General features: G+C 38.9%; 19 protein-coding genes. 1 reads left to right on the top strand and 18 read right to left on the bottom strand.

Annotated features, from left to right (window positions below; all coding sequences use genetic code 11):
* Positions 1-398 precede the first annotated feature (398 nt).
* From glmS to cdaA, 15 genes are all read right to left on the bottom strand, one after another.
* Positions 399-2,228, bottom strand: coding sequence for a glutamine--fructose-6-phosphate transaminase (isomerizing) (gene glmS / locus F8153_RS12770; RefSeq protein ID WP_151866750.1), 1,830 nt, complete (start codon positions 2,226-2,228; stop codon positions 399-401).
* Between the two features lie 390 nt (positions 2,229-2,618).
* A complete protein-coding gene (gene glmM, locus F8153_RS12765) occupies positions 2,619-3,971 on the bottom strand; it encodes a phosphoglucosamine mutase (RefSeq protein WP_151866749.1) in 1,353 nt (450 codons plus the stop codon).
* 189 nt (positions 3,972-4,160) lie between these two features.
* Positions 4,161-5,777 carry a carbon starvation CstA family protein gene (locus tag F8153_RS12760; protein WP_151866748.1) on the bottom strand — a complete coding sequence of 539 codons (1,617 nt, stop codon included), beginning with the start codon at positions 5,775-5,777 and terminating at the stop codon, positions 4,161-4,163.
* A 19-nt stretch (positions 5,778-5,796) separates the two neighbouring features.
* Entirely contained in the window at positions 5,797-6,294 is a 498-nt protein-coding gene (locus F8153_RS12755) for a hypothetical protein (RefSeq protein ID WP_151866747.1), read from the bottom strand.
* 351 nt (positions 6,295-6,645) lie between these two features.
* Positions 6,646-7,188, bottom strand: coding sequence for a 2-oxoacid:acceptor oxidoreductase family protein (locus F8153_RS12750; RefSeq protein ID WP_151866746.1), 543 nt, complete (start codon positions 7,186-7,188; stop codon positions 6,646-6,648).
* A 1-nt stretch (position 7,189) separates the two neighbouring features.
* Positions 7,190-7,936, bottom strand: coding sequence for a thiamine pyrophosphate-dependent enzyme (locus F8153_RS12745; RefSeq protein ID WP_151866745.1), 747 nt, complete (start codon positions 7,934-7,936; stop codon positions 7,190-7,192).
* Positions 7,936-8,994: a 3-methyl-2-oxobutanoate dehydrogenase subunit VorB gene (locus F8153_RS12740; RefSeq protein ID WP_151866744.1), complete on the bottom strand. Its 1,059-nt coding sequence runs from the start codon at positions 8,992-8,994 to the stop codon at positions 7,936-7,938. Before F8153_RS12740 ends, F8153_RS12745 begins: the two co-directional genes overlap by 1 nt.
* A 27-nt stretch (positions 8,995-9,021) precedes the next feature.
* Positions 9,022-9,249, bottom strand: a complete 228-nt coding sequence (locus tag F8153_RS12735; protein WP_151866743.1) for a 4Fe-4S dicluster domain-containing protein — start codon at positions 9,247-9,249, stop codon at positions 9,022-9,024.
* A 67-nt stretch (positions 9,250-9,316) separates the two neighbouring features.
* Positions 9,317-9,988: an ATP-binding protein gene (locus tag F8153_RS12730; protein ID WP_151866742.1), complete on the bottom strand. Its 672-nt coding sequence runs from the start codon at positions 9,986-9,988 to the stop codon at positions 9,317-9,319.
* 9 nt (positions 9,989-9,997) lie between these two features.
* The gene (buk, locus tag F8153_RS12725; protein ID WP_151866741.1) at positions 9,998-11,074 is read right to left on the bottom strand and encodes a butyrate kinase; all 1,077 of its coding nucleotides are present in this window, start codon (positions 11,072-11,074) and stop codon (positions 9,998-10,000) included.
* Positions 11,075-11,097: 23 nt separating this feature from the next.
* Positions 11,098-12,006: a phosphate butyryltransferase gene (locus F8153_RS12720; RefSeq protein ID WP_151866740.1), complete on the bottom strand. Its 909-nt coding sequence runs from the start codon at positions 12,004-12,006 to the stop codon at positions 11,098-11,100.
* On the bottom strand, positions 11,999-13,087 hold the full coding sequence (buk, locus tag F8153_RS12715) for a butyrate kinase (RefSeq protein WP_151866739.1): 1,089 nt from the start codon (positions 13,085-13,087) through the stop codon (positions 11,999-12,001). The genes F8153_RS12720 and buk (F8153_RS12715) overlap by 8 nt, the downstream gene beginning before the upstream one ends.
* A gap of 264 nt (positions 13,088-13,351) precedes the next feature.
* Positions 13,352-15,082: a sigma-54 interaction domain-containing protein gene (locus F8153_RS12710; protein WP_151866738.1), complete on the bottom strand. Its 1,731-nt coding sequence runs from the start codon at positions 15,080-15,082 to the stop codon at positions 13,352-13,354.
* 42 nt (positions 15,083-15,124) lie between these two features.
* Positions 15,125-16,345 (bottom strand): CdaR family protein, encoded by a 1,221-nt coding sequence (locus F8153_RS12705; RefSeq protein WP_151866737.1) that lies wholly within the window; start codon positions 16,343-16,345, stop codon positions 15,125-15,127.
* Complete coding sequence (gene cdaA / locus F8153_RS12700) at positions 16,335-17,165, bottom strand: diadenylate cyclase CdaA (RefSeq protein ID WP_151866736.1); 831 nt, start codon at positions 17,163-17,165, stop codon at positions 16,335-16,337. Before cdaA ends, F8153_RS12705 begins: the two co-directional genes overlap by 11 nt.
* 359 nt (positions 17,166-17,524) lie before the next feature.
* Here cdaA and F8153_RS12695 point away from each other — a divergent pair, with 359 nt between their 5' ends.
* Positions 17,525-18,223 (top strand): BON domain-containing protein, encoded by a 699-nt coding sequence (locus F8153_RS12695; RefSeq protein ID WP_151866735.1) that lies wholly within the window; start codon positions 17,525-17,527, stop codon positions 18,221-18,223.
* Between the two features lie 84 nt (positions 18,224-18,307).
* Here F8153_RS12695 and F8153_RS16215 read toward each other — a convergent pair whose 3' ends face one another.
* The 3 genes from F8153_RS16215 to F8153_RS12685 all read right to left on the bottom strand — a co-directional run bounded on the left by F8153_RS16215 (position 18,308) and on the right by F8153_RS12685 (position 21,108).
* Positions 18,308-18,463 (bottom strand): hypothetical protein, encoded by a 156-nt coding sequence (locus F8153_RS16215; protein WP_192929810.1) that lies wholly within the window; start codon positions 18,461-18,463, stop codon positions 18,308-18,310.
* Positions 18,464-18,607: 144 nt separating this feature from the next.
* The gene (locus F8153_RS12690) at positions 18,608-19,705 is read right to left on the bottom strand and encodes a polysaccharide biosynthesis protein (protein WP_151866734.1); all 1,098 of its coding nucleotides are present in this window, start codon (positions 19,703-19,705) and stop codon (positions 18,608-18,610) included.
* Positions 19,705-21,108, bottom strand: coding sequence for an aspartate aminotransferase family protein (locus tag F8153_RS12685; protein ID WP_207707733.1), 1,404 nt, complete (start codon positions 21,106-21,108; stop codon positions 19,705-19,707). The genes F8153_RS12690 and F8153_RS12685 overlap by 1 nt, the downstream gene beginning before the upstream one ends.
* Positions 21,109-21,221 lie beyond the last annotated feature (113 nt).

The following is a 21,221-nucleotide window of genomic DNA, read 5'->3' as shown; positions in this document are numbered from 1 at the left end:
ATAGGCCTTCTTACCAGAATTCAATAATCCCTTTTGATCGAATTCATCAACCTTCTGTATAACTCGATCACTTACAAATTTGTCAATCGCAACAGAATAACCACCAAATAGATCATCATGATTTTTCTCAATTTGAAATTCTAAATAATCTTTAATTACAACATCGTCAAGAATGACTTTTAAGTCACGAAGCTCAATTTTAACAGTTGTGCTGTTATCTATCGTAAAAAATTCATATTTAAACCTCCAAAATATTGAAATAGGAGAATAGCATTTATTTTATGCTATTCTCCTTTAATTTTTATATAAATCTGCATTTTTTATTATTTCTCAATCTTTTCGAGAAATTTTTCAAACTTTTTGAGAACCGACACCAACCCATATTTCTCAGAAATACTCTATTCGACAGTTACCGACTTGGCTAAATTCTTTGGTTTATCTACGTCACAGCCTCTGGCTACTGCTATAAAGTAGGCAAATAGCTGTAGTGGAATAACACTTAATATAGGCGTAAGCTCATCCGTGGTATCGGGGATATACATGACAACATCGGCTGTTTTTTCAGCCTCTTTGTTGCCTTCCTTGGCTACTGCCAATACATAGGCTCCCCTAGCCTTAACCTCTTGAATGTTGGAAAGCATCTTTTCATACAGATGATCTTGGGTTGCTAGGGCAATCACTAATGTTCCATCTTCAATTAGGGCAATTGTTCCATGCTTTAGCTCTCCTGCTGCGATGGCAAAGGAATTGATATAGGAGATTTCCTTTAGCTTTAGGGAGCCTTCATGGGCTACATTTACATCTAAGCCCCTTCCCATAAAGAATACACTTTCATTGCTGAATTGAGCATCGGCCTGATGCTGAATTTTATCTATATCGCCAAGAATTTTTTCGATTTTCTCTGGTAAAGTCTTTAGTTCTGCTACTACTTTGCTGTAATCTTCCTTTGACATGGTACCCTTGGTGCTGGCCATATTAAGGGCTATTAAATACATTGCCATTAGTTGAGTTGTATAGGCCTTTGTTGAGGCAACGGCAATTTCTGGTCCTGCCCAAGTGTAGAATACGTCATGGGATTCTCTTGCAACAGAGCTACCAACAACATTTACCACAGATAGGATTCTAGCTCCCTTTCTTTTAGCTTCCCTTAGGGCAGCTAGTGTATCTAGGGTTTCGCCGGATTGACTTACGGCAATAAAAAGGGTATTTTCATCTACAAAGGGATCACGATATCTAAATTCAGAGGCAACATCCACCTCTACAGGAATTTTAGCAAACTTTTCAATAGCGTATCTACCCACTAAACCTGCATGGTAGGCCGTTCCACAAGCCACGATATAAACCTTATTGATTTTTTCTAGGTCTTCCTTAGTAAGCTTAATGCCATCCAGGACGATATTATGATCCTTATCCAGCCTTCTCATAAGGGTTTCGTGAACTCCCTTTGGCTGTTCGTGGATTTCCTTAATCATAAAGTGCTGATAGCCTTCCTTTTCTGCAGCCTCAGCATCCCAGGTTACATGGAAAACCTCTCTGTCTACCTGTTGACCCAGCTCATTAAAGATTTTAACCTCATCCTTTGTTAGCAGTACCACTTCATCATTTTCTATTAAATACATTTTCTTGGTATGCTTTAAGAGGGCTGGAATATCAGATGCAAGGAAGTTTTCTCCTTCTCCTAAACCAACGATTAATGGGCTATCCTTTCGAACGGCAACAATTTTATCTGGTTCATCCTTACAGATAACCCCGATGGCATAGGCTCCTTCCATTCTGGCAATGGCCCTATAAACAGCCTTTAATAAATCTCCTTCATAGAAGTGGTCGATTAGGTGGGCCACAACCTCTGAATCGGTTTCAGATTTAAACTGAATACCCTTTTCTTCAATTAACCATTCCTTAATCTTCATGTAGTTTTCGATGATACCATTGTGGATAAGGGCAATGTTCCCTACTACGTTGGTATGGGGATGAGCATTTCTGTCGGAGGGCTCTCCATGGGTTGCCCATCTTGTATGGCCAATACCGATGTTTCCTGATATGGGCTCCTTTTCAAGATAGTCAGCTAGGATGCTTAATCGTCCCTTAAACTTTCTTACATGAATTCCCTCTTGATTTAAAATCGCTACTCCTGCTGAATCATAGCCTCTATATTCTAATTTTGCTAAACCTTCTACTAATATATTTGTAACCGATTGGTCTCCTACATATCCTACTACTCCGCACATATTTTATTTTCTCCCTTCAAGGATAAATTTTTGTTATTACTATCATTGTCCATTTTCGTAATTATCATCAATCTTTTTAAGTTTTACTGCAGGTAAAAATCTAAACCACGACAAAAAAGCCTCTGAAAAATGCCCATAGCAATCCACAGACCTGTCACTGAAATCCCTTTGTCCTACCGATTGCTCAGTAGTTTTGTAGATTCCTTACAAATGGTGACTCATCGCAGGGCATCCGCCGAAATCTTCGATAAACCCTGTCCTCGTCAGCTTAAGCCGATAAATTCTCTTAAGCTCTGGCGCTTCACAATATTAAGTTGAATGATCCTTCATGGGCATCCCTCCTTAAGTTTATTGTTGGGGTTAACCTTCACCAGCTAACCCCAGTTTTAATTAGCTTAATCTTGCTTCTATCATTTTAGCCAGACCTGTGGCCAGATGATTTAATTCCTCTTGATTCTTACCCTCCAGCATAACCCTTACTAGGGGTTCCGTTCCCGAAGGTCGAATTAATACTCTGCCCTGGTCAGCCATAATGGCTTCTATTCTTTTTATTTCATTGATGATTTCTGCATCCTTTAGGTAGGCTTCTTTATTTTCATTTTTCACCTTTGCGTTAATTAGCACCTGAGGATAAGAGGTCATCATTCCAGAAAGCTCTGCAAAGGACTTTCCTTCCTCCTTGATGGTATCAATTAATTGCAGTCCTGTCAATAGTCCATCCCCGGTGGTATTATAATCAAGGAAAATAATATGTCCGGATTGCTCTCCTCCAAGACTATAACCCTGATGTAGCATTTCCTCCAATACATATCGGTCTCCGACCTTGGTTTTTGCTACCTTTATGTCTCTTTCCTTCATGGCAATATCCAATCCGATATTGCTCATAACGGTGGCAACAATGGTATCATTTTTTAGGGCTCTGTGTTTTTTTAATCTGCTACCACATATAGCCATTATATGGTCACCATCGACGATTTGACACTGGTTATTGATGGCTATCACCCTGTCGGCATCTCCATCAAAGGTGAGGCCTACATCTGCCGAAACCTCTTCAACATATTTTTGCAGAATCTCTGGGTGGGTTGATCCACATTTGTCGTTGATATTTATTCCATCGGGATGATCATTTATTACAAACACCTCTGCCCCCAGCTGTCGCAACAAATCTGGGGCCACCCTATAGGCAGCACCGTTTCCTGTATCTATGGCAATCCTCAAACCCTTAAAATCGTTCTTTATAGTGGTTTTCAAGAAATCCGTGTAAAGCTTCGATGCCTCTTCTAAGTGGGTTAGTCGACCAATTCCATCCTTTACAGGGCGAACATCTACATCTTTATCCTTTAATATGTATTCCTCTATTTGATTTTCAAGCTCATCGGGAAGCTTATAGCCTCTATAGTCGAAGAACTTGATTCCATTATATTCTGCTGGATTATGGGAGGCAGAGATTACAACCCCACAATCGGCTGATAAATGGCGGGTTAAATAGGATACTGCTGGAGTTGGTATCACCCCTAAGGATATTACATCAACCCCCATTGATAAAAAACCAGCTGTCATTGAGGATTCTAATAGATCACCAGACAATCTTGTATCCTTCCCAATTACAACCTTATTACCCTTGCTACCTCTATCTTTAAGCAAAAAATATGCTCCAATTCTCCCAAGCTTATAGGCCAATTCTGGGGTTAAATCCCTATTGGCAATTCCCCTAACACCATCTGTTCCAAAAAGTTTTCCCATGGTTTTTTCTCCTTCCAAGATTATCTACTATATTTTAACATATGTACAGGATTTAAACAATCTATTGGCCTAGATTCTATTATAGTATTCCCTTACAGTAAAATTTGCTTCAATAAATTCATATGCAAAAAAATATACAAGAGCTCCTTTATAGAATACGAGAGCTCCTGTAATTTTGGAGAAAGACTATTAAGCTTTAATAGATGGCTTAGGACCACCCTTAGTTAGCATACGATAGGCTTGGTAGGCCAATACAAAGGCAAGAATTAATAGTAACACAGGGAAGACCACCAATATATAGTTTCCATTGATGAAATTTGCTCTTATTAAGAAGAATAGAGCTAAAACCGTAACCACGAACATGAATACAAATGGAATCACAAACATTTTGTTGTTCTTTCCTGCCTTCTTTAACCATACTGCCACCGCCAATAGGGCAAGGGCTGCCAGAAGCTGATTTGCAGAACCGAATACTGGCCATATTTTATCCCAGCTACCGATGGCAAGGGCACCACCGATAATTACAGTAATTAGAGTAGAGAAATAACGATTGGTTAAAATATTTTCTTTTTCTACTCCTTGGTCCTGGAAGAATTCTTGGAACATGAATCGTGCTAATCTTGTTGCAGTGTCTAAGCTGGTTAATGCAAAGGCAGAAACCGCAAGGGCAACAAAGGATTTTCCTACTGTAAAGGGGATTCCTAGGCCAACCATAAAGTTACCGATACCGTCGGAGAATACGTTTACCGGGCCACCTGCCCCCAACAGCTCACCAAGCTTATCCTTCGTTACATAGGCTGCTGTAATAATGGCCAGTACTGCAAGAACCCCTTCAATAAGCATGCCTCCGTAGCCTACAAGCTTAGCATCGCTCTCCTTGGTCAACTGTTTAGAGGAGGTTCCTGAGCCCACAAGGGAGTGGAAGCCTGAAATTGCACCACAGGCAACGGTAACAAAGAGCATCGGGAAGAGGTATTGATTATTGATATTAAAGCCAACATAACCAGATAACTGTAGGGCTGGTCGGGTGATGGCTAAGCCCAGTACGGCACCCAGCATCATAGCATATAGGAGGAAGGAGTTTAGATAGTCCCTAGGCTGTAGCAAAATCCACACAGGAGTTACAGAGGCTACAAATATATAAGCTAATAAGATTCCAATCCATGTATTTCTGCTAAGCTCCAAGGGGAAGATATTGCCTAGTAGGATACAGAGGAATAGTAAAGCAACACCGAATATACTTGCAATACTGAGTTTTACTCCCTTTCTATAGACTGCAAAGCCAAAAAATACTGCTAGGAAAATGAATAATACCGAAGCTGAGGCTGCTTCAGGAACGGAAACAAAGGTGTTGGCCACTATGTTAGTAAAGGCAGCTACAATTAAAATCAAGGTTAACCATGCAAATATAATAAAAAGCCTTTTACCAACCCTTCCGATGTTTACATTGATGATTTCACCGATGGATTTTCCATCATGCCTTATGGAGGCAAATAAGGAACTAAAATCCTGCACACCTCCAAAGAAGATGCTACCAACTAAGATCCACAAAACAACAGGAATCCAGCCAAATATAGCGGCTGCTATTGGACCTACAATGGGTCCTGCCCCTGCTATTGAAGCAAAGTGATGGCCTAATAATACCGGCGAGGTGGCAGGGACATAATCAACTCCGTCTCCCTTTGTATGGGCAGGAGTCGGCTTACTATCATCAATTCCCCATTGCTTAGCAAGCCATCGACCATAGGTGATATAGGCAATGAAAAAAATGATGATGCTACCAAGAATAAGTGTTAATGAGTTCATATAATTCCCCCTTTATATATTAGAAAACCTCGTAGAAACGAAGTACTTCTTTCCCCCTTCTGTTTGAATAAACCATACTGTCTTCTATATCTACCACCAATAATCTTATATAGGTCCACCCCTTTAAACCCCATAAAAAGCTTTTGCTATACTGAAAGCCTTTGATTTGATTCCTTAAATTGTCTTCAACCTTCCCCTCCACCACAAGAACCCCTGTAATGATTGTGGACATATGCTCATGATGGGGCTTAATTAAAGCCTCTGAAGCCTTTACGAGACCGTCGGTTAAATCCTTTAACACTGAATAACTAAGATTTTCTACCCTTTTAATAAGGCAGTATTCATGATTCTCTATTCCATAGACCTTAATCTTCTTACTGGCGAAATACCTTTCACTTCGTATATAGGAGGAAGCAAAAACGTCAAAGCATATACCTTCTACATCATATTCCCTTAATATGTCAAAGCTATGTCTCAGTCTTTCTGTTACTTTATCGATATACTCTTGTCCTCTCACTCAATCATCCCCCTCGTAAAATTCACCTTCATTAATTTATATTCAAAAAACCAAAATAATAGTTCTATTTTTTCAACTAATGTCCTAAAATATATGTTGAATATTTATTAAAAGATATACAAAGAACCCCTTCTGATTTCCAGAAGGGGTTCTCAGACTGATGAAAAACCCTCATCTTCATTGTTGCTTCACAAAACCAGCATTCTTACGTAATTCTGTATACGCTGCAATCGCTGATTTTGCTTGCGTCTCGAAACTAAGGGCTTTTGATCAGTCTGCATCTTGAATACTTTGTCTTAAATCTAAGAACCCCCTCTGATTTCCAGAAGGGGTTCTTATCAATCTAAATATTTACTTAACGCACTCAGCTCCACGGCTTAATGCTTCTTTGTTTAAAGGTACTAGGTCAGCCTTGCTTGGTCCAAATACCTTCTTTAAAGCCTCAATTACAGTATCAACGGAAACAATCTTAGTTAACTCAAGGTATGCTCCAAGCATTACCATATTGGCAACTTTGCTATTTCCTAGCTCATTTGCTATTTCGTTGGCTGGAATATAGTAGGCCTTTACATCTTCTCTTTCAGCCTTTTTCTCAATTAGAGAGCTGTTGATAATAAGTCTACCACCAGGCTGTAGGTTCTTTTCAAACTTCACTAAGGAAGGTAGGTTAAGAACCAATGCAGTTGTGGCGTCTCCTGTAATGATGGGTGATCCAACAGGGCTATCAGATACTATAACAGCACAGTTTGCTGTACCTCCACGCATTTCTGGGCCATAGGAGGGTAACCATGAAACCTGCTTATTTTCAATCATACCAGCATAGGTTAATAATTGCCCCATGGACATAACTCCTTGTCCTCCGAAGCCTGCCATAATTATTTTTTCAGTAGCCATATTATTTTCCCTCCTCTGGTGTACGGAAGTTTCCTAATGGATAGTATGGAAGCATGTTTTCCTCTAACCACTTTAATGATTCTACTGGAGTAATTCCCCAGTTAGTAGGGCAGGTTGAAAGTATTTCAACTATACCAAAGCCAAGTCCAGCTATTTGAACCTCGAAGGCCTTCTTAATAGCCTTCTTAGCCTTTCTGATACCAGCAACGTTATGAACGGTTACTCTTTCAACAAATACTGCACCATCGATGGTAGCAAGCATTTCTGACATTCTTAAAGGCATACCTGTAGTTGCAGCATCTCTACCATAGGGAGCAGTTGTAGCCTTTTGTCCAATTAAAGTAGTTGGTGCCATTTGTCCACCGGTCATACCGTAGATTGCATTATTTACAAAGATTGTAGTAAACTTTTCTCCTCTATGGGCAGCATGGATGATCTCTGCAGTACCGATAGAAGCTAAGTCTCCATCTCCTTGATAGGTGAATACTACATTGTCAGGTAAAACCCTTTTAATTCCTGTAGCAACAGCCGGTGCTCTACCGTGGGCAGCCTCATGCATATCACAATTGAAGTAGTCATAGGCTAAAACTGAGCATCCTACTGGGGCAACCCCTACAGCCTTACCTAGCACTCCAAGCTCTACTAAAACCTCACCTACTAATCTATGGATAACACCATGGGTACATCCAGGACAATAGTGGAATTGCTTATCGGTTAATCCGTCAGTTCTTTCGAAAATAGTAGACATTACTTTCCACCCCCTAAAATTTCCTTAGCCTTTTCAACGATAGCCTCAGGTGTTGGAATCATACCACCGGTTCTACCATAGAAATGAACTGGTAATTTACCGTTGTTGGCGATTTTAACATCATCTATCATTTGTCCCATACTCATTTCAACGCTTACTAAAGCCTTAGCTGTTGGGATTTCATTAAAGGCTTTATTAGGGAAGGGCCATAATGTTATGGGTCTTATTAAGCCAGCTTTAATACCTTCTGCCTCTAATGCATCTACTGCATTTTTTACAATTCTTGCAGTTGTTCCATAGGCAACAAAGATCAGCTCTGCTCCTTCGGTTTTATACATTTCATATCGAACTTCATTTTCTTCCATAGCCTTGTACTTATTATCAAGCTTAATATTGTGTTTTTCAAGCTCTGCTGGATCCAAAGCTAGGGAGTTAATGATATTTGGTCTTCTTTTATCCTCAGTTCCTGTAGTTGCCCAGTCCTTTGCAGGTAAATCTCTCTTCTTAGGCTCGTTAAACTCCACAGGCTCCATCATCTGGCCAATCATTCCGTCTCCAAGAACGATTACTGGATTTCTATAGTAATCAGCAATATCAAAGGCTTCAATTGTTAAATCTACCGCCTCTTGAAGGGTAGAAGGAGCATATACAAGATGTCTGTAGTCTCCATTTCCTCCACCTCTGGTTGATTGGAAATAGTCTGCCTGAGATGGTTGAATTCCACCTAGACCAGGGCCACCCCTACTGATATTTACAATAACACATGGTAGCTCGGCTCCAGCAATATAAGAAATTCCCTCTTGCTTTAATGCCATACCTGGAGATGAGGATGAAGTCATTGTCCTTGCTCCCGCTCCTGCTGCACCATAGATCATATTAATTGCTGCAACTTCTGATTCTGCTTGTACAAAAACACCATCTATTTTTGGTAACTCTCTTGACATAAATTCTGGCAACTCATTTTGTGGTGTGATAGGATATCCAAAGAAAAATTTACATCCAGCTTTAATAGCAGCTGCACCAATTGCTTCGTTACCCTTCATTAATACCTTAGCCATCAAATTCCCTCCTTACGCAATGATTTATTATTCTTCAATAGTTTCGATCTTAATTACAACATCAGGACAAATTGTAGCACAGTTGGCACATGCGATACACTTTTCCATTTCATCAACCGTCGCTGGATGGTATCCCTTAACATTGATTTTGCTCTTATTCATTTTAACAATATCTACAGGACACACTGTGGTACAAAGCTCACAGCCCTTACAGCGATCCTCTTGGAATATAACTCTACCTCTTCTTTTAGCCATTTCACAACCCTCCTTAAGATATAAAACTATATATTAAGCCTTCATCAGCCATAGACCTCCAGCAAAACTACATCCAATCCTCCCTCATAATCATCCTAATGGGGATAATTTCCCCTTCTAGATCTTTAGGAAGATCAGCTACTAGGGATTCCATTACACTTACATATTTGATGGGTATATTCAATTTTTCACTAGCTTGTTGGGTAAGTTCCTGCCCCTTAAGGACCTCATTAATGGTCGTATGTCTGAGTAAATGTGTGTTATTGATTAGGCCGGTGATTCTGGCCCTTGAGGTAGCTTCTATGGTGGCTATGTGATGGAGTATTCCATTTAAGTCTTGGGTACCTGGCCTATTGCCATTGATTACACAAAACATATCATATTCACCCTTTTGGAAGTAAGCCTTATATCTACCTAAGGTTCTTGCTCCCATGGCATCTCCACCTACATCAAGGATAACATTACATTCCTTATCCTGTAATGGCCCTAATACATCTGCAGTCACTGAAGGTAAATCTGAACCAGAGCCTGTTACATAACTGGAAATTACCTTTATCCCCTTTTCCTCAAGAAGCTGTTGCATTTCACGGCTTCTAAAGTAAGGGTTTACAACATCTAAATCTGCCAAGGCGATTTTATCCTTTTCCTTAGCTAATTCAATGGCATAGTTTATAGCAAATTCTGTTTTTCCGCTGCCATAATGTCCTATTATGACACGGATTCTATTATCCTTTAGCATATCATCATCCTATTCGTATACTTTGGCTGCTTCTTCTCCTCTTAGAACCCTTAAACCACCCTCTGCAAGGGCAATCATTTCATCCTCTCCTGGATAAATCAGTACTTGAGATATAAAGGAAATGCTATCCTTAATCCAACCAGTAAAGGTCTTGTCATAGGCGATACCACCAGTTAAGATTATGGCATCTACCTTACCCTTTAATACAGCAGCACAGCTTCCGATTTCTTTAGAAACCTGATATGCCATAGCTTTATAAATCAGATCAGCCTCTTTATTTCCGCCTTTAATCATATTTTCAACGTCTCTAGCATCGTTGGTTCCAAGGTATGCAACCAATCCGCCCTTACCAGTAATCATCTTTTTAATATCAGCATGGGTATATTTGCCTGAGAAGCAAAGCTTAGCAAGATCCCCTACAGGAAGGCCCCCTGATCTTTCTGGGGAGAATGGACCTTCACCGTCAAGGGCGTTATTCACATCAATAACCCTACCCTTTTCATGGGCTCCTACTGAAACTCCTCCACCAAGGTGGGCAACAATTAGGTTTATTTCATCATATTTCTTTCCAAAATCCTTTGCAGCCCTTCTAGCTACAGCCTTTTGATTTAGTGCATGGAAGATACTTTTTCTTTCTATCTCAGGCATACCGGAGATTCTTGCTACATCATCCATCTCATCAACAACAACAGGGTCAACTATAAAGGATGGGATATTCAACTGAGTTGCGATTTCATAGGCTAAAACTCCACCTAAATTCGATGCGTGTTGGCCTAAAACTCCTACCTTTAAATCCTTTAGCATATTTTCATCAACGGTGTAGGTTCCACCTTTAATTGGCTTTAACAAGCCCCCTCTACCCACAACGGCATCTAGCTTTGTTAGGTTCATTCCCTTTTCATTCAAGGCCTCAAGGATTACGTTTTTTCTAAATTCGTATTGATCGAATATGGTTTTGTATTGTCCAATTTCCTCAGATGAATGTCTTAGTACTTCCTCAAAAACAGGCTTCTCATTATCGAAGATTGCGATTTTTGTCGAGGTTGAGCCTGGATTAATGGTTAATATTCTATAAACTTCACTCATTAGAATTCCACCTCTCTCTTTATTTAAAACAACTTAGCTGCACACAATACTGATAGGGCTATTGAGTAAAGCTTAGCTTCATCACTGTCTGCCCTGGAGGTTAACACTACAGGTGCCTTGGCACCTACAATTACTCCTGCATTTTTGGCATTTGCAAAGAATACCATGGATTTGTATAACACATTTCCTGCTTCTATATCTCCGCACATTAATATATCTGCAAGGCCTGCCACTGGATGGCTTATTCCCTTATGTTTTGCTGCCTCTAAGGATACAGCATTATCAAGGGCAAAGGGACCACCAACAAGACAATTCTTTATATCACCCTTTTTATTCATTTCCTCTAGGGCTTGAGCATCCATTGTATCTGGCATTTTGGGGTTGGCCTTTTCCTTTGCACAGATTACACCAACCTTAGGCTCTTCAATATCCAAGGCCCTTGCCACCTCTACTGCATTTTCAATAATCTGTTTTTTTGTATTTAGATCTGGAGCAATATTCATAGCTGCATCTGTTACCAAAAACAATCGATCATAGCCTGGAACATCAAATACCGCCACATGGCTTAGAACATTTCCTGTTCTTAACCCAACCTCTGCATTCAGTACTGCTTTAAGAATGATGGAGGTATCTACTAAGCCCTTCATAACCATATGAGCTTTTCCAGTAGAAACCAGCTCCACAGCCTTAAGGGAGGCCTCTGCAAGATCCTTTATATCTATAATTTCAAATGGGCTTAAATCAATATTATTCTCCTTAGCAATCTCTTCGATTGCTGATTGGTCTCCAACTAGGATTGCGTCAGCAATTCCTTCCTTTTTAGCAGCATTAACGGCTAAAAGGACATCAGCGTCTTGAGCACAGGCCACAGAAAGGATTTTCGGGCCCCTCTCCTTAGCAATTTTCATTACATCTTGAAAGCTTCTAATCATTGATATTCACCTCATTTTCATAAATCTTAGCCTTTTCTTCCCCATTTAGAACCCGTAGGGCTCCTTCATTTAATGCCTTCATTTCATCTTCTCCGGCATGTATTTTAACAGGTGCAATAAACCCAATTCTCTCGATAATGTGGTCAGTAAGGCGTTTACTATGGGCTAAGCCTCCGGTTAAAATGATGGCATCTATTTCACCCTGTAACACTGTAGCCATAGCACCTATTTCCTTAGAAATCTGATATGCCATCGCATCAAATACGAGCTTGGCCTTTTCATCTCCTGCTTGTATCATTTTCTCAACATCTCTGGCATCATTGGTTCCAAGGTAAGCTGTCATTCCTCCCTTGCCCCTTAGCTTATTCTTAAACTCAGGGTGGGTGTAATTACCAGAGAAGCATAATTTAGCAACATCTCCAACTGGAAGTCCACCTGCCCTTTCTGGTGAGAAGGGTCCCATTTCGTTGGCATTGTTATAATCAATTAATCTACCCTTTCTTACAGGTGCAACAGTTATTCCTCCACCAAGATGAGCAACTAGAAAATTAAGTTCATGGAAACGTTTTCCAAGTTCCGCTGCAACCCTATGGCTAACTGCTTTTATGTTTAGTGCATGACCTAATGACCTTCTTTGGATTTCTGGCATGCCTGATATTCTTGCAATAGCCTCAAACTCATCCACTGCCACTGGGTCCACTATGTATGCATCTATACCTTCCATTTCAGCTATAGACTTTGCAATTAATCCACCAAGATTTGATGCATGCTCTCCTTGGTAGCCGATCTTTAAATCCTTGATCATTGCATCGGTAACCTTGTAAGCACCACCTGGTAATGGTCTTAAAAGACCCCCTCTACCTACAACGGCTATCAATTCATTTAATTCAAAGCCATTTTCCTTCATCCAGTCCAGAATGATGTTTCTTCTAAATTCATATTGATCTGCCATTTTAGCAAACTTGTCTAGTTCTTCCGGTAAGTGATTTAAGTTTGTTTGCAAAAGATTTTCTTGGCCTTTGAACATGGCAACCTTTGTAGATGTAGAACCAGGATTGATTGTTAGTACATAACTTCTCATTTTATCCCTCCTTAGCTATTTTAGAAAATTTGTCATAGCTCCATCTTAGTTTTTGTATATTATCTTAGAATGATACCTAATTCCATCCATAGATATAGAAGCAAAAGCTATGCCAACTATAGCTACTATAAAAACTTTAATGAGATATTGAAATTTCCCTTTAAAAAAAGTTTTATATGGACAGTAGTAGACAATTCTTGTAAAAAGTTGATATGCATGCAAATAATTGCATGAAAAAAATTGCACTATTGTGTGCAATTTTTTTCATATATCTAAATCTTCCATTTGATATTTTTCGATTTTATAATACAGATTCCTTACAGAAATTTGCAGATCCTTAGCTGTTTGTGTCCGATTCCCACCATTATCTTTAAGCCGATTATAGATTAAAGACCTTTCATATTCCTCTAGGGCTTCCTTTAGGCTTAAGTCTTCTTGACCCTCTGCTCTATGAATATTTACATCATTTTTAGCAAGACTCTTATCATTATCAAAAAATTTCGGTAATCTCTCAACTGTAATGATGGTTTCGCTATATTTCATATTTACCATAGCTCTACTTATATAATTCTGGAGCTCCCTTACATTTCCTGGCCAGTCATAAGTCATCATACGTTCTAGAGCATCCTGTGAGATATCTTCAACCTTACGACCATACTCCTGATTATATTTACCAATAATATGCAATACCAATGGGTAGATATCCTTTTTCCGACTCCTTAGTGGAGGAATTCTTATTGGGATAACATTTAATCTATAATATAGGTCTTCTCTGAAGGTTCCTGCTTCTATGGCCTTTTCAAGGGAGATATTGGTGGCTGCGATTACCCTTACATCGATTCCTATGGGTTTAGTTCCTCCAACCCTTACAATTTCCTTCTCCTGTAACACCCTCAACAGCTTGGCCTGTGTACTAATGGGTACCTCCCCTATCTCATCAAGAAATACTGTACCTCCATGGGCTTCTTCAAATAAACCTATTTTACCGCCCTTTCTTGCCCCTGTAAAGGCTCCCTCTTCATAGCCAAAGAGTTCACTTTCCAATAAACTTTGACTGATGGCAGCACAGTTTACCCTAACAAATTGATTATATTTTCGATTGGAGAGGTTATGAATGGCATGGGCGAAGAGCTCTTTTCCAGTACCACTTTCACCTCTTAATAGAACTGTAGCTGGTGTAACCGCTGCTTGCTTTGCCTTCTCTAAGGCAGCCTTCATTCCTTCATCCTTTGCAATGATATCTTCAAAGGTATATCGAGCCTCCAGCTTACGTATAATCTGCTTTGCCTGCATCAGCTCATAGTTGAGTTTCTTAATTTCAGTTAAATCATGGAGGACTCCAACACTCCCCTTTAATTCACCATCTACTATAATTGGGGCAGCATCGGCTACAACCTCTTTTCTGTGGGGACCTAACTTCAGTCTTGCATTCTTAACAGGTTTTTTGGTATTAATAACCTTCATATGTATGCTTTCACCCTCAGCAATGTCCACCGCAGCATGCTTTCCAATAATATATTTTTTATCTAATCCCGTTAACCTTGTATAGGCTGGATTCACCAACACATGTATTCCATTCTCATCACAAACCGTTATGGCATCTTGGGTAGAGTTGAAAATTGCTTCTAGTAGGCTCTGGAACTCCTTTAGCTTATAAATCTCGTGGGTCAGGTCCAAAATTTCACTGATATCTCTAAAGACGGCCACAGCTCCTATAACCTTACCTTGCTCATCCTTAACAGGCATTCTACTTGTAATGATTACTGTATTTCCTAGGGGCTGTTTTTGGTTCAACTCACTTTCACCGGTTTTTAAGATATAGGGTAGGCGAGTGCTTTCAACTACCTCTTCTATAGGCCTACCAATAACCTCCGATTCCTTAAAGCCTGTAATCCTTTCAGCAGCTCGATTGAATAGAGTGATGACTCCATTAATATCTACAGCAATCATTGCATCATGGGTACTACTTAAAATTACATCAATTTCTTTCTTCACTTTTTCACCTCGTTTAGTGAACCTATTTCCTGCATCAACAACTTAATCACTAATTATGGTAATTGAAATCTCAGGTGGTATAACCTCCATAGTTTCTATTCTTTCGGCTATAGATTGAGGCAGATCAATTTCCGCTTGAACCTGATGTTGTCCCAATTGCAATTCTTCAAGATTTATAATTAATCGTATGGTTCTTTCAGATATGTTATTAAGAATTCTTCTTGGAGCAACAATTCTAACCTCATATTCTTCAGCCAATAATTCTCGATCCACCTGAAAGCCTTCAGTAATATTTACAAAGGTGATGTTATTCTTGTTGAGAGTAAAAATCTCCTCCTCCAACTTTTCAACGGTAATTTGGGCTTTTACTGGAGTGTCATCTAGTAATTCAACTCTCTCAGGAATAATAATAGGTACTTCAACTTCAAATGACTCTGTAAGGTTATCAAAAACAATCTTATCGGTGTATAATTCAGTTAACAGCGCAACGTCCTCATGCTTTCCTCTAACAGAAGCTTGCTCTGGCTGCAATTGAATACCAGTCACCATGTAACCCTCAGCACTAGTAGCTTGAATATCTGCCTCTAGTCTCACGGTCTTTAAGCGATCTATTGGTAAGAAGACATCCACATAGGTGGGCTTAACCTCTACAGCAACCTCTGCATCTTGAGATGTTAATGCCCTTAAAGGAAGGCTGGCGGTTATACCCTCTGTTGCGTCACCTGTATCTAGGGTTGCAATCACTCTAGTAACTGTATCTGCCTTACTTTCAGGTCCTTCAATCCAAACCACCGTTGGCTTGTATTGGGGTTCGCCATAGATATATCCTGTTGTAGGACTACCATTTATGATTAAGGTGATGTCCTTTTGTACTCTTATGATGTTTTCCAACTCTAGTCTTATGTTTTTAGGAGAGAAATCTATATCAACATTTCCAATGGGACTTACTTCCACAGGCACATTCACAACCCCAGCTTTAAAACCTCTGAGGTCCGCTACTGCCCTTACATCATTCCGGGATATTTTATTGATTTCATCCCTACGGCCCCTTAAATTAACACTTATGGTTGGAGAATCTTCACCTAAAATCACCAAACCCTGTTGTTGAAGATCTTGCCTAGCCGCCAGCTGCACTGGGATATTAGAATAGCTTTCTGTTACTTGAGGGTTTACTTCCCTCATAACAACGATCCACATAATAAAGGCAAAGCAGATAGAAACAATTTTTAAGGTTAAGTTCTTAGTAAAAAAGCTATTCATCATCCCGCTGCCTCCTTTTTAGTTTAAATAATTGCCATTGTCGGCTTTCTTCTAATTTATAGGCTTCTAATAGTATGTCCTTAAGGGTTTCTATATCTAGAAAACGGCTTAACTTACCACTCTCAGCCACAGAAATAGCCCCGGTTTCTTCTGAAACCACAACAACAATCGAATCGGATCGCTCAGTAATTCCAATGGCTGCCCGATGTCTAGTACCTAATTCTTTGCTAAGGGTTTGATTATCAGTAAGGGGCAAAAAGCAACCTGCTGCTAAGATTTCTGTTTTCCGAATAACAGCTGCACCATCATGCAATGGTGTATTGGGTATGAATATATTGATTAAAAGACCCCTTGATATTTTGCCGTTTATGGGGGTACCCGTCTCCGTCACTTCATTCAATCCTGTTTCACGCTCAATCACCATCAAGGCCCCAATTTTTTGTCTTGAAAGGGATCCAACGGCCTCAGCAATTTCATCTACTGTCATTTTAATTTCTTCCTCTTGAATATCTACAATAGATTTCGTTAAGAACTTCGTACGCCCTATGTATTCCAATGCCCTCCTAAGCTCAGGCTGAAAGACGATTAACAACGCAATTAAACCTACCGTCATGGTGTTTCTAAGAATCCAATTAATAACATGGAGCTGTAGCCATTCACTAATCTGTGTGGCCAATAATAAAACCAAAATACCCTTAATTAATTGTTCTGCCCTAGTCTCTCTAATAAGCATAAATAGCTTATAAAATACAAAGGCTACAATAGCCATATCGGCTATGTCCCTAACTCCAATGTTGCTGATTATTTCTAGTATTTCTCGCATCCTTTAAACACCTCTTATTCGGTAGAAATAATATATAATAGTACTTCAATGCAAAGTTTGAAATACCTCTATCCTTATTTAAAAAAGTCTTAGGCTATCTTTCCTAAATTAGATTTTTTTTAACATTTCCTTAAATTTATTTTACTACATTTGATAGTACAATTAATAGATAAATTAATGGGTTTTATGATAATTTTCTTCCTTTGTTAATTTTTTCCTTACTCTGTTGATTATACTTTCATACTCAGAGGGTGTCAATAACCTTACTATATTCTACTGATATTTATTCCCTTTAAAAACATATTTATTTTATTTTAGTGAAAACTAATAGTAATTTAAATGAAAGGATGATTAACTAAATGGTCAATAACGGTGAGTATAAATTCAACTCCTCCAATGGGGACATTAACGATAAAGATTTATCGCATGCAATAAAAAGCAACCTAGAAGCCGTTATGCAGGCAAGCGCTATGGATATTAATGTTTACTGTAGAGATGGGGTTGTACAGTTAACCGGAATAGTTGATTTACTGGCAGAAAAGAAGCAGGCAGAGGATATTGTAAAAAGTTTTTCGGTTACAAAAAAAGTTGAAAATAACCTTACAATAGCTATGGATAGTAATATTACTGACAAGCATATACAAAAGGAAGTCATGAACAAGCTGACAACTGGAGAAAATGAAGCTGTTAGGGGAGTTGGCGTTAAGGTTGATGATGGTGTCGTCACTTTAATGGGTAGAATAAATAACCTGAAGGAGGTACATACTGCAATGGATATGGCTTCTGAAAACAGGGGTGTAAAAGATGTTGTAAATAAGATAGAGATTGACTCCCTTGGTTCCTACACCGATGCAGCCATCAATAACAAAATACTTCAAGAGCTAAGTCAAACAGATTTAAGCTATAGGGATGTTCATAGAAAGGTCTCCGATGGGGTAGTTACCCTATTTGGATATCTTGATAATTCAAAGGAAATAGAACTTGCTAAGGAAATCGCCTTAGGCGTTGAAGGTGTAAAGAAGGTTATTAACAAACTGAAAACTAGGGTGACAAAGTAGATTATATCAGCTTAGCTTAGCAGTTAAAACCCATCTGTTAGAATCTACCTATCAGATGGGTTTATTTATTAAGTAAATCATCTTCTATCTATAAAAATTTGTAAATAAGATCACTATTAAAAGATAGAAAAATAATAGGCTGCTATCATCCCTTTTAAACATACCGCAGTTCATTAATATTACAGCTAGTAACAGAAAAAAGAATAATAGGCTTGTTGGGCTTACCTTTCCTTTAGCCACCAATAAATCCCCCTTTTTCTAGACTTTCTATATACTATTCAATAGGTTAATCTATTGTTCCCCTAATGACAGGAGGTCTAAAAATACTAATCTATTAATGGCTTTCTGTGTCATTACAAGATTTTATTATACTTTACTAGGATCTTAAGAGAGGGTTATTTCCTTTATACTCTCTCTTTTCTCAATGGCCCTCTTTACATGATCTATATAAGTATCATCAATTACCCTTTCAAAGCTTCTTAATCCAGCTAATCTGAAGCCATGTTTTTCTGCCAACTTCCTAATTTCATCTACTTTTTGAATATCTATATCTCTTCCTATACTATAGTTTTCATATCTTTTTTCCAATGCCAGTATCATGGTTTCTGCCATACAGGCATAGGATAGGCCCTTTGGAAATCCAAAATTAAAACCAAAATTCGTTCCACTAGGAACCTCTATTACCCCACCCTCAATAACTAGAACATCCTGCCTTTTTTCTATTAGGCTCTTTGATACATCCCTAGGTCTGGCCACATCACAAACTACAGCACCGGTTTTTATATAGTGGGGCTTTATTACGTCATCGATACTGCTGGTTACAGTAATCACTACATCTGCTTCCTTTAACCCTTCCGATATACTCGTGGTTACCTTTATTTTTTTATCAGTATGAATACCAAGGAGCTCCTCCTTTAGCTCTAATAATTTATCATCCCTTCTGCCAATGAGAATTATATTGTGAGCTTCTCTACAGGACAGCTTAGCACATACCTTTCCTATAGATCCTGTAGCTCCTACTATTGCCACCTGACAATCACTAAACCTCTTGTCCAATAAATTACAAGCCTTTACTGTTGCATCAAAGGCAGCCGCCACCGTATAGGTATTTCCAGTAGTAACGGCTATGTTAAGATTCTTTGCTATGGTAATTCCGGCATCTCCTACTACAGATGTAAAAGCACCTAGGCCTACAATCTTAGCTCCCATTTTTTCTGCAATCCGCCCTGCCTTAATGATTTTTTTAGTTACCAATTCCCTTGAGTATTCCATCATTATCCGAGAGGTTAGGGGTAGTCCTATAAAATATCCCTCTGCCCTGCTATTCTTCCCCTTTAAGCCAGTAATCTCTGAAACTATAGATGGTGGCACAAAGGTCATTATCCTTTCTGTAATGGATTGGGGTAAATATTTTAAGGCTTTATATTTTCTATAAATATCATCAATCTCGATGGGGTGTATTATAAATGAGAACTTTTCCATCATGCCTCCCTGCCTTTCTTAAAGCTTCCCAACAGATTCTTTGCCGTTTGAAAAGCCAGGCTTTTAAGACCACTTAAATTAACCATCACTAAATCTAGTGCATTTATAAAATAGTCTATCTCTTGATAGGTAACAGTTAAAGGTGGCTCAATTCTAATTACCTTAGGATTATTTAAGGTATATGCCGTGATAATGCCGTGCTGATTCACTAGACTTGAAGCAATCATACCTCCAATATATTCCCTAACGGTTTCAGTATGATTTTTAATGATGGAACGGGTAATGGAGTTTAAACCCTCATCAAATTCTAATCCAATCATTAAGCCCTTGCCCCTAACATCAACTAAGATTGGATGCTTGCCCATTAGTGCTTTTAATCTCTTGATAAAATATTTTCCTTTATGGGCAGTCTCAGCTATTAGGTTATCATCATTTAATGTTTCAATGGCTGCAAGGGCAGCAGCACAGGCCCATGTATTACCTCCAAAGGTGGAGGTATGTAATAAAAACCTATCTATACTTCCGTATCCCTTATGCCAAACCTTTTTAGAAGCTATATAAGCACCAATAGGCATAATTCCGCCACCAAGGGACTTAGCCATACATAAGATATCAGGGTTAATCCCTTCCTCATCACAGGCAAACCAATGGCCAGTTCTTCCAAATCCCGTTTGAATTTCATCCACTATTAACAATATTCCTTTTTCTGAACATAATCTTCTAACTTCCTTTAAATAACCCTCAGGTGGAGTGATTATTCCTCCCTCTCCTTGTATTGGCTCTACAATAAAGGCAGCAATATCATCATATAGATTAAAAACATCCTTAAGCTCCTCCTTAGAACCGAAGGCTACCTCAGTGGTCGCAGGCATTAAGGGATTAAAATACTTGCGATATTTTTCTCTACCGGTGATAGAGAGGGCTCCCATTGATTTTCCATGGAAGGAACCCTTACAATAAATAATTCGGGGCTTACCAGTAGATATTTTCGCGAGTTTAATGGCTCCCTCCACAGCCTCCGCTCCGCTATTACAAAAAAAAGAATATTGAAGATCTCCTGGAGTAATGGCAGCTAAGTTCTCAGCCAATAATGCAGCCAATGGATTGGTAACTGTTTGTAATAAATTAGGTCTTTCTTGGACCTCTATGATTTTTTCTATTACTTTTTTGTGATTATGACCAAGATTAATAGCTCCGTAGGCTCCAAGAAAATCTAAGTATTCTCTGCCGCTGCTATCCCATACTTTATTACCCTCAGCCCTTACAAATCTTTTATTTAACCCCAAAAGTCTTAGTAGATTTACGAAGTATGGATTTATATAGTTTCTATATAGCTCTTCTATTTCTCTATGATCGATTGAATCAAGATCTTTAAGGGTCCTTAGCTTGGTTTTCGTCTTCAAATGTCTAATACTCCTCTCCTATATACTATCTTTAATAATTTCCAAATTTATGCTATTTTATTCTAATTTTGTTAAATGATAGGTATAAGAGGAAGAACAAAAGCATTTCATGC

The organism is Alkaliphilus serpentinus (assembly GCF_009017255.1).
GTDB lineage: Bacteria > Bacillota > Clostridia > Peptostreptococcales > Natronincolaceae > Alkaliphilus_D > Alkaliphilus_D serpentinus.
The sequence above is the reverse complement of the archived record's forward strand: the minus strand, read 5'-3'. Positions and strand labels throughout refer to the sequence as shown.

Excerpts from the sequence above, each read along its gene's own strand:
- F8153_RS12695 (WP_151866735.1), top strand. The coding sequence starts at position 17,525 with ATGGTCAATAACGGTGAGTATAAATTCAACTCCTCCAATGGGGACATT.
- F8153_RS12750 (WP_151866746.1), bottom strand. The coding sequence starts at position 7,188 with ATGGCTACTGAAAAAATAATTATGGCAGGCTTCGGAGGACAAGGAGTT.
- F8153_RS12720 (WP_151866740.1), bottom strand. The coding sequence starts at position 12,006 with ATGATTAGAAGCTTTCAAGATGTAATGAAAATTGCTAAGGAGAGGGGC.
- F8153_RS12735 (WP_151866743.1), bottom strand. The coding sequence starts at position 9,249 with ATGGCTAAAAGAAGAGGTAGAGTTATATTCCAAGAGGATCGCTGTAAG.
- glmM (WP_151866749.1), bottom strand. The coding sequence starts at position 3,971 with ATGGGAAAACTTTTTGGAACAGATGGTGTTAGGGGAATTGCCAATAGG.
- F8153_RS12730 (WP_151866742.1), bottom strand. The coding sequence starts at position 9,988 with ATGCTAAAGGATAATAGAATCCGTGTCATAATAGGACATTATGGCAGC.
- F8153_RS12745 (WP_151866745.1), bottom strand. The coding sequence starts at position 7,936 with ATGTCTACTATTTTCGAAAGAACTGACGGATTAACCGATAAGCAATTC.
- glmS (WP_151866750.1), bottom strand. The coding sequence starts at position 2,228 with ATGTGCGGAGTAGTAGGATATGTAGGAGACCAATCGGTTACAAATATA.
- cdaA (WP_151866736.1), bottom strand. The coding sequence starts at position 17,165 with ATGCGAGAAATACTAGAAATAATCAGCAACATTGGAGTTAGGGACATA.
- F8153_RS12760 (WP_151866748.1), bottom strand. The coding sequence starts at position 5,777 with ATGAACTCATTAACACTTATTCTTGGTAGCATCATCATTTTTTTCATT.
- F8153_RS12705 (WP_151866737.1), bottom strand. The coding sequence starts at position 16,345 with ATGATGAATAGCTTTTTTACTAAGAACTTAACCTTAAAAATTGTTTCT.
- F8153_RS12690 (WP_151866734.1), bottom strand. The coding sequence starts at position 19,705 with ATGGAAAAGTTCTCATTTATAATACACCCCATCGAGATTGATGATATT.
- buk (WP_151866741.1), bottom strand. The coding sequence starts at position 11,074 with ATGAGTGAAGTTTATAGAATATTAACCATTAATCCAGGCTCAACCTCG.
- F8153_RS12740 (WP_151866744.1), bottom strand. The coding sequence starts at position 8,994 with ATGGCTAAGGTATTAATGAAGGGTAACGAAGCAATTGGTGCAGCTGCT.
- buk (WP_151866739.1), bottom strand. The coding sequence starts at position 13,087 with ATGAGAAGTTATGTACTAACAATCAATCCTGGTTCTACATCTACAAAG.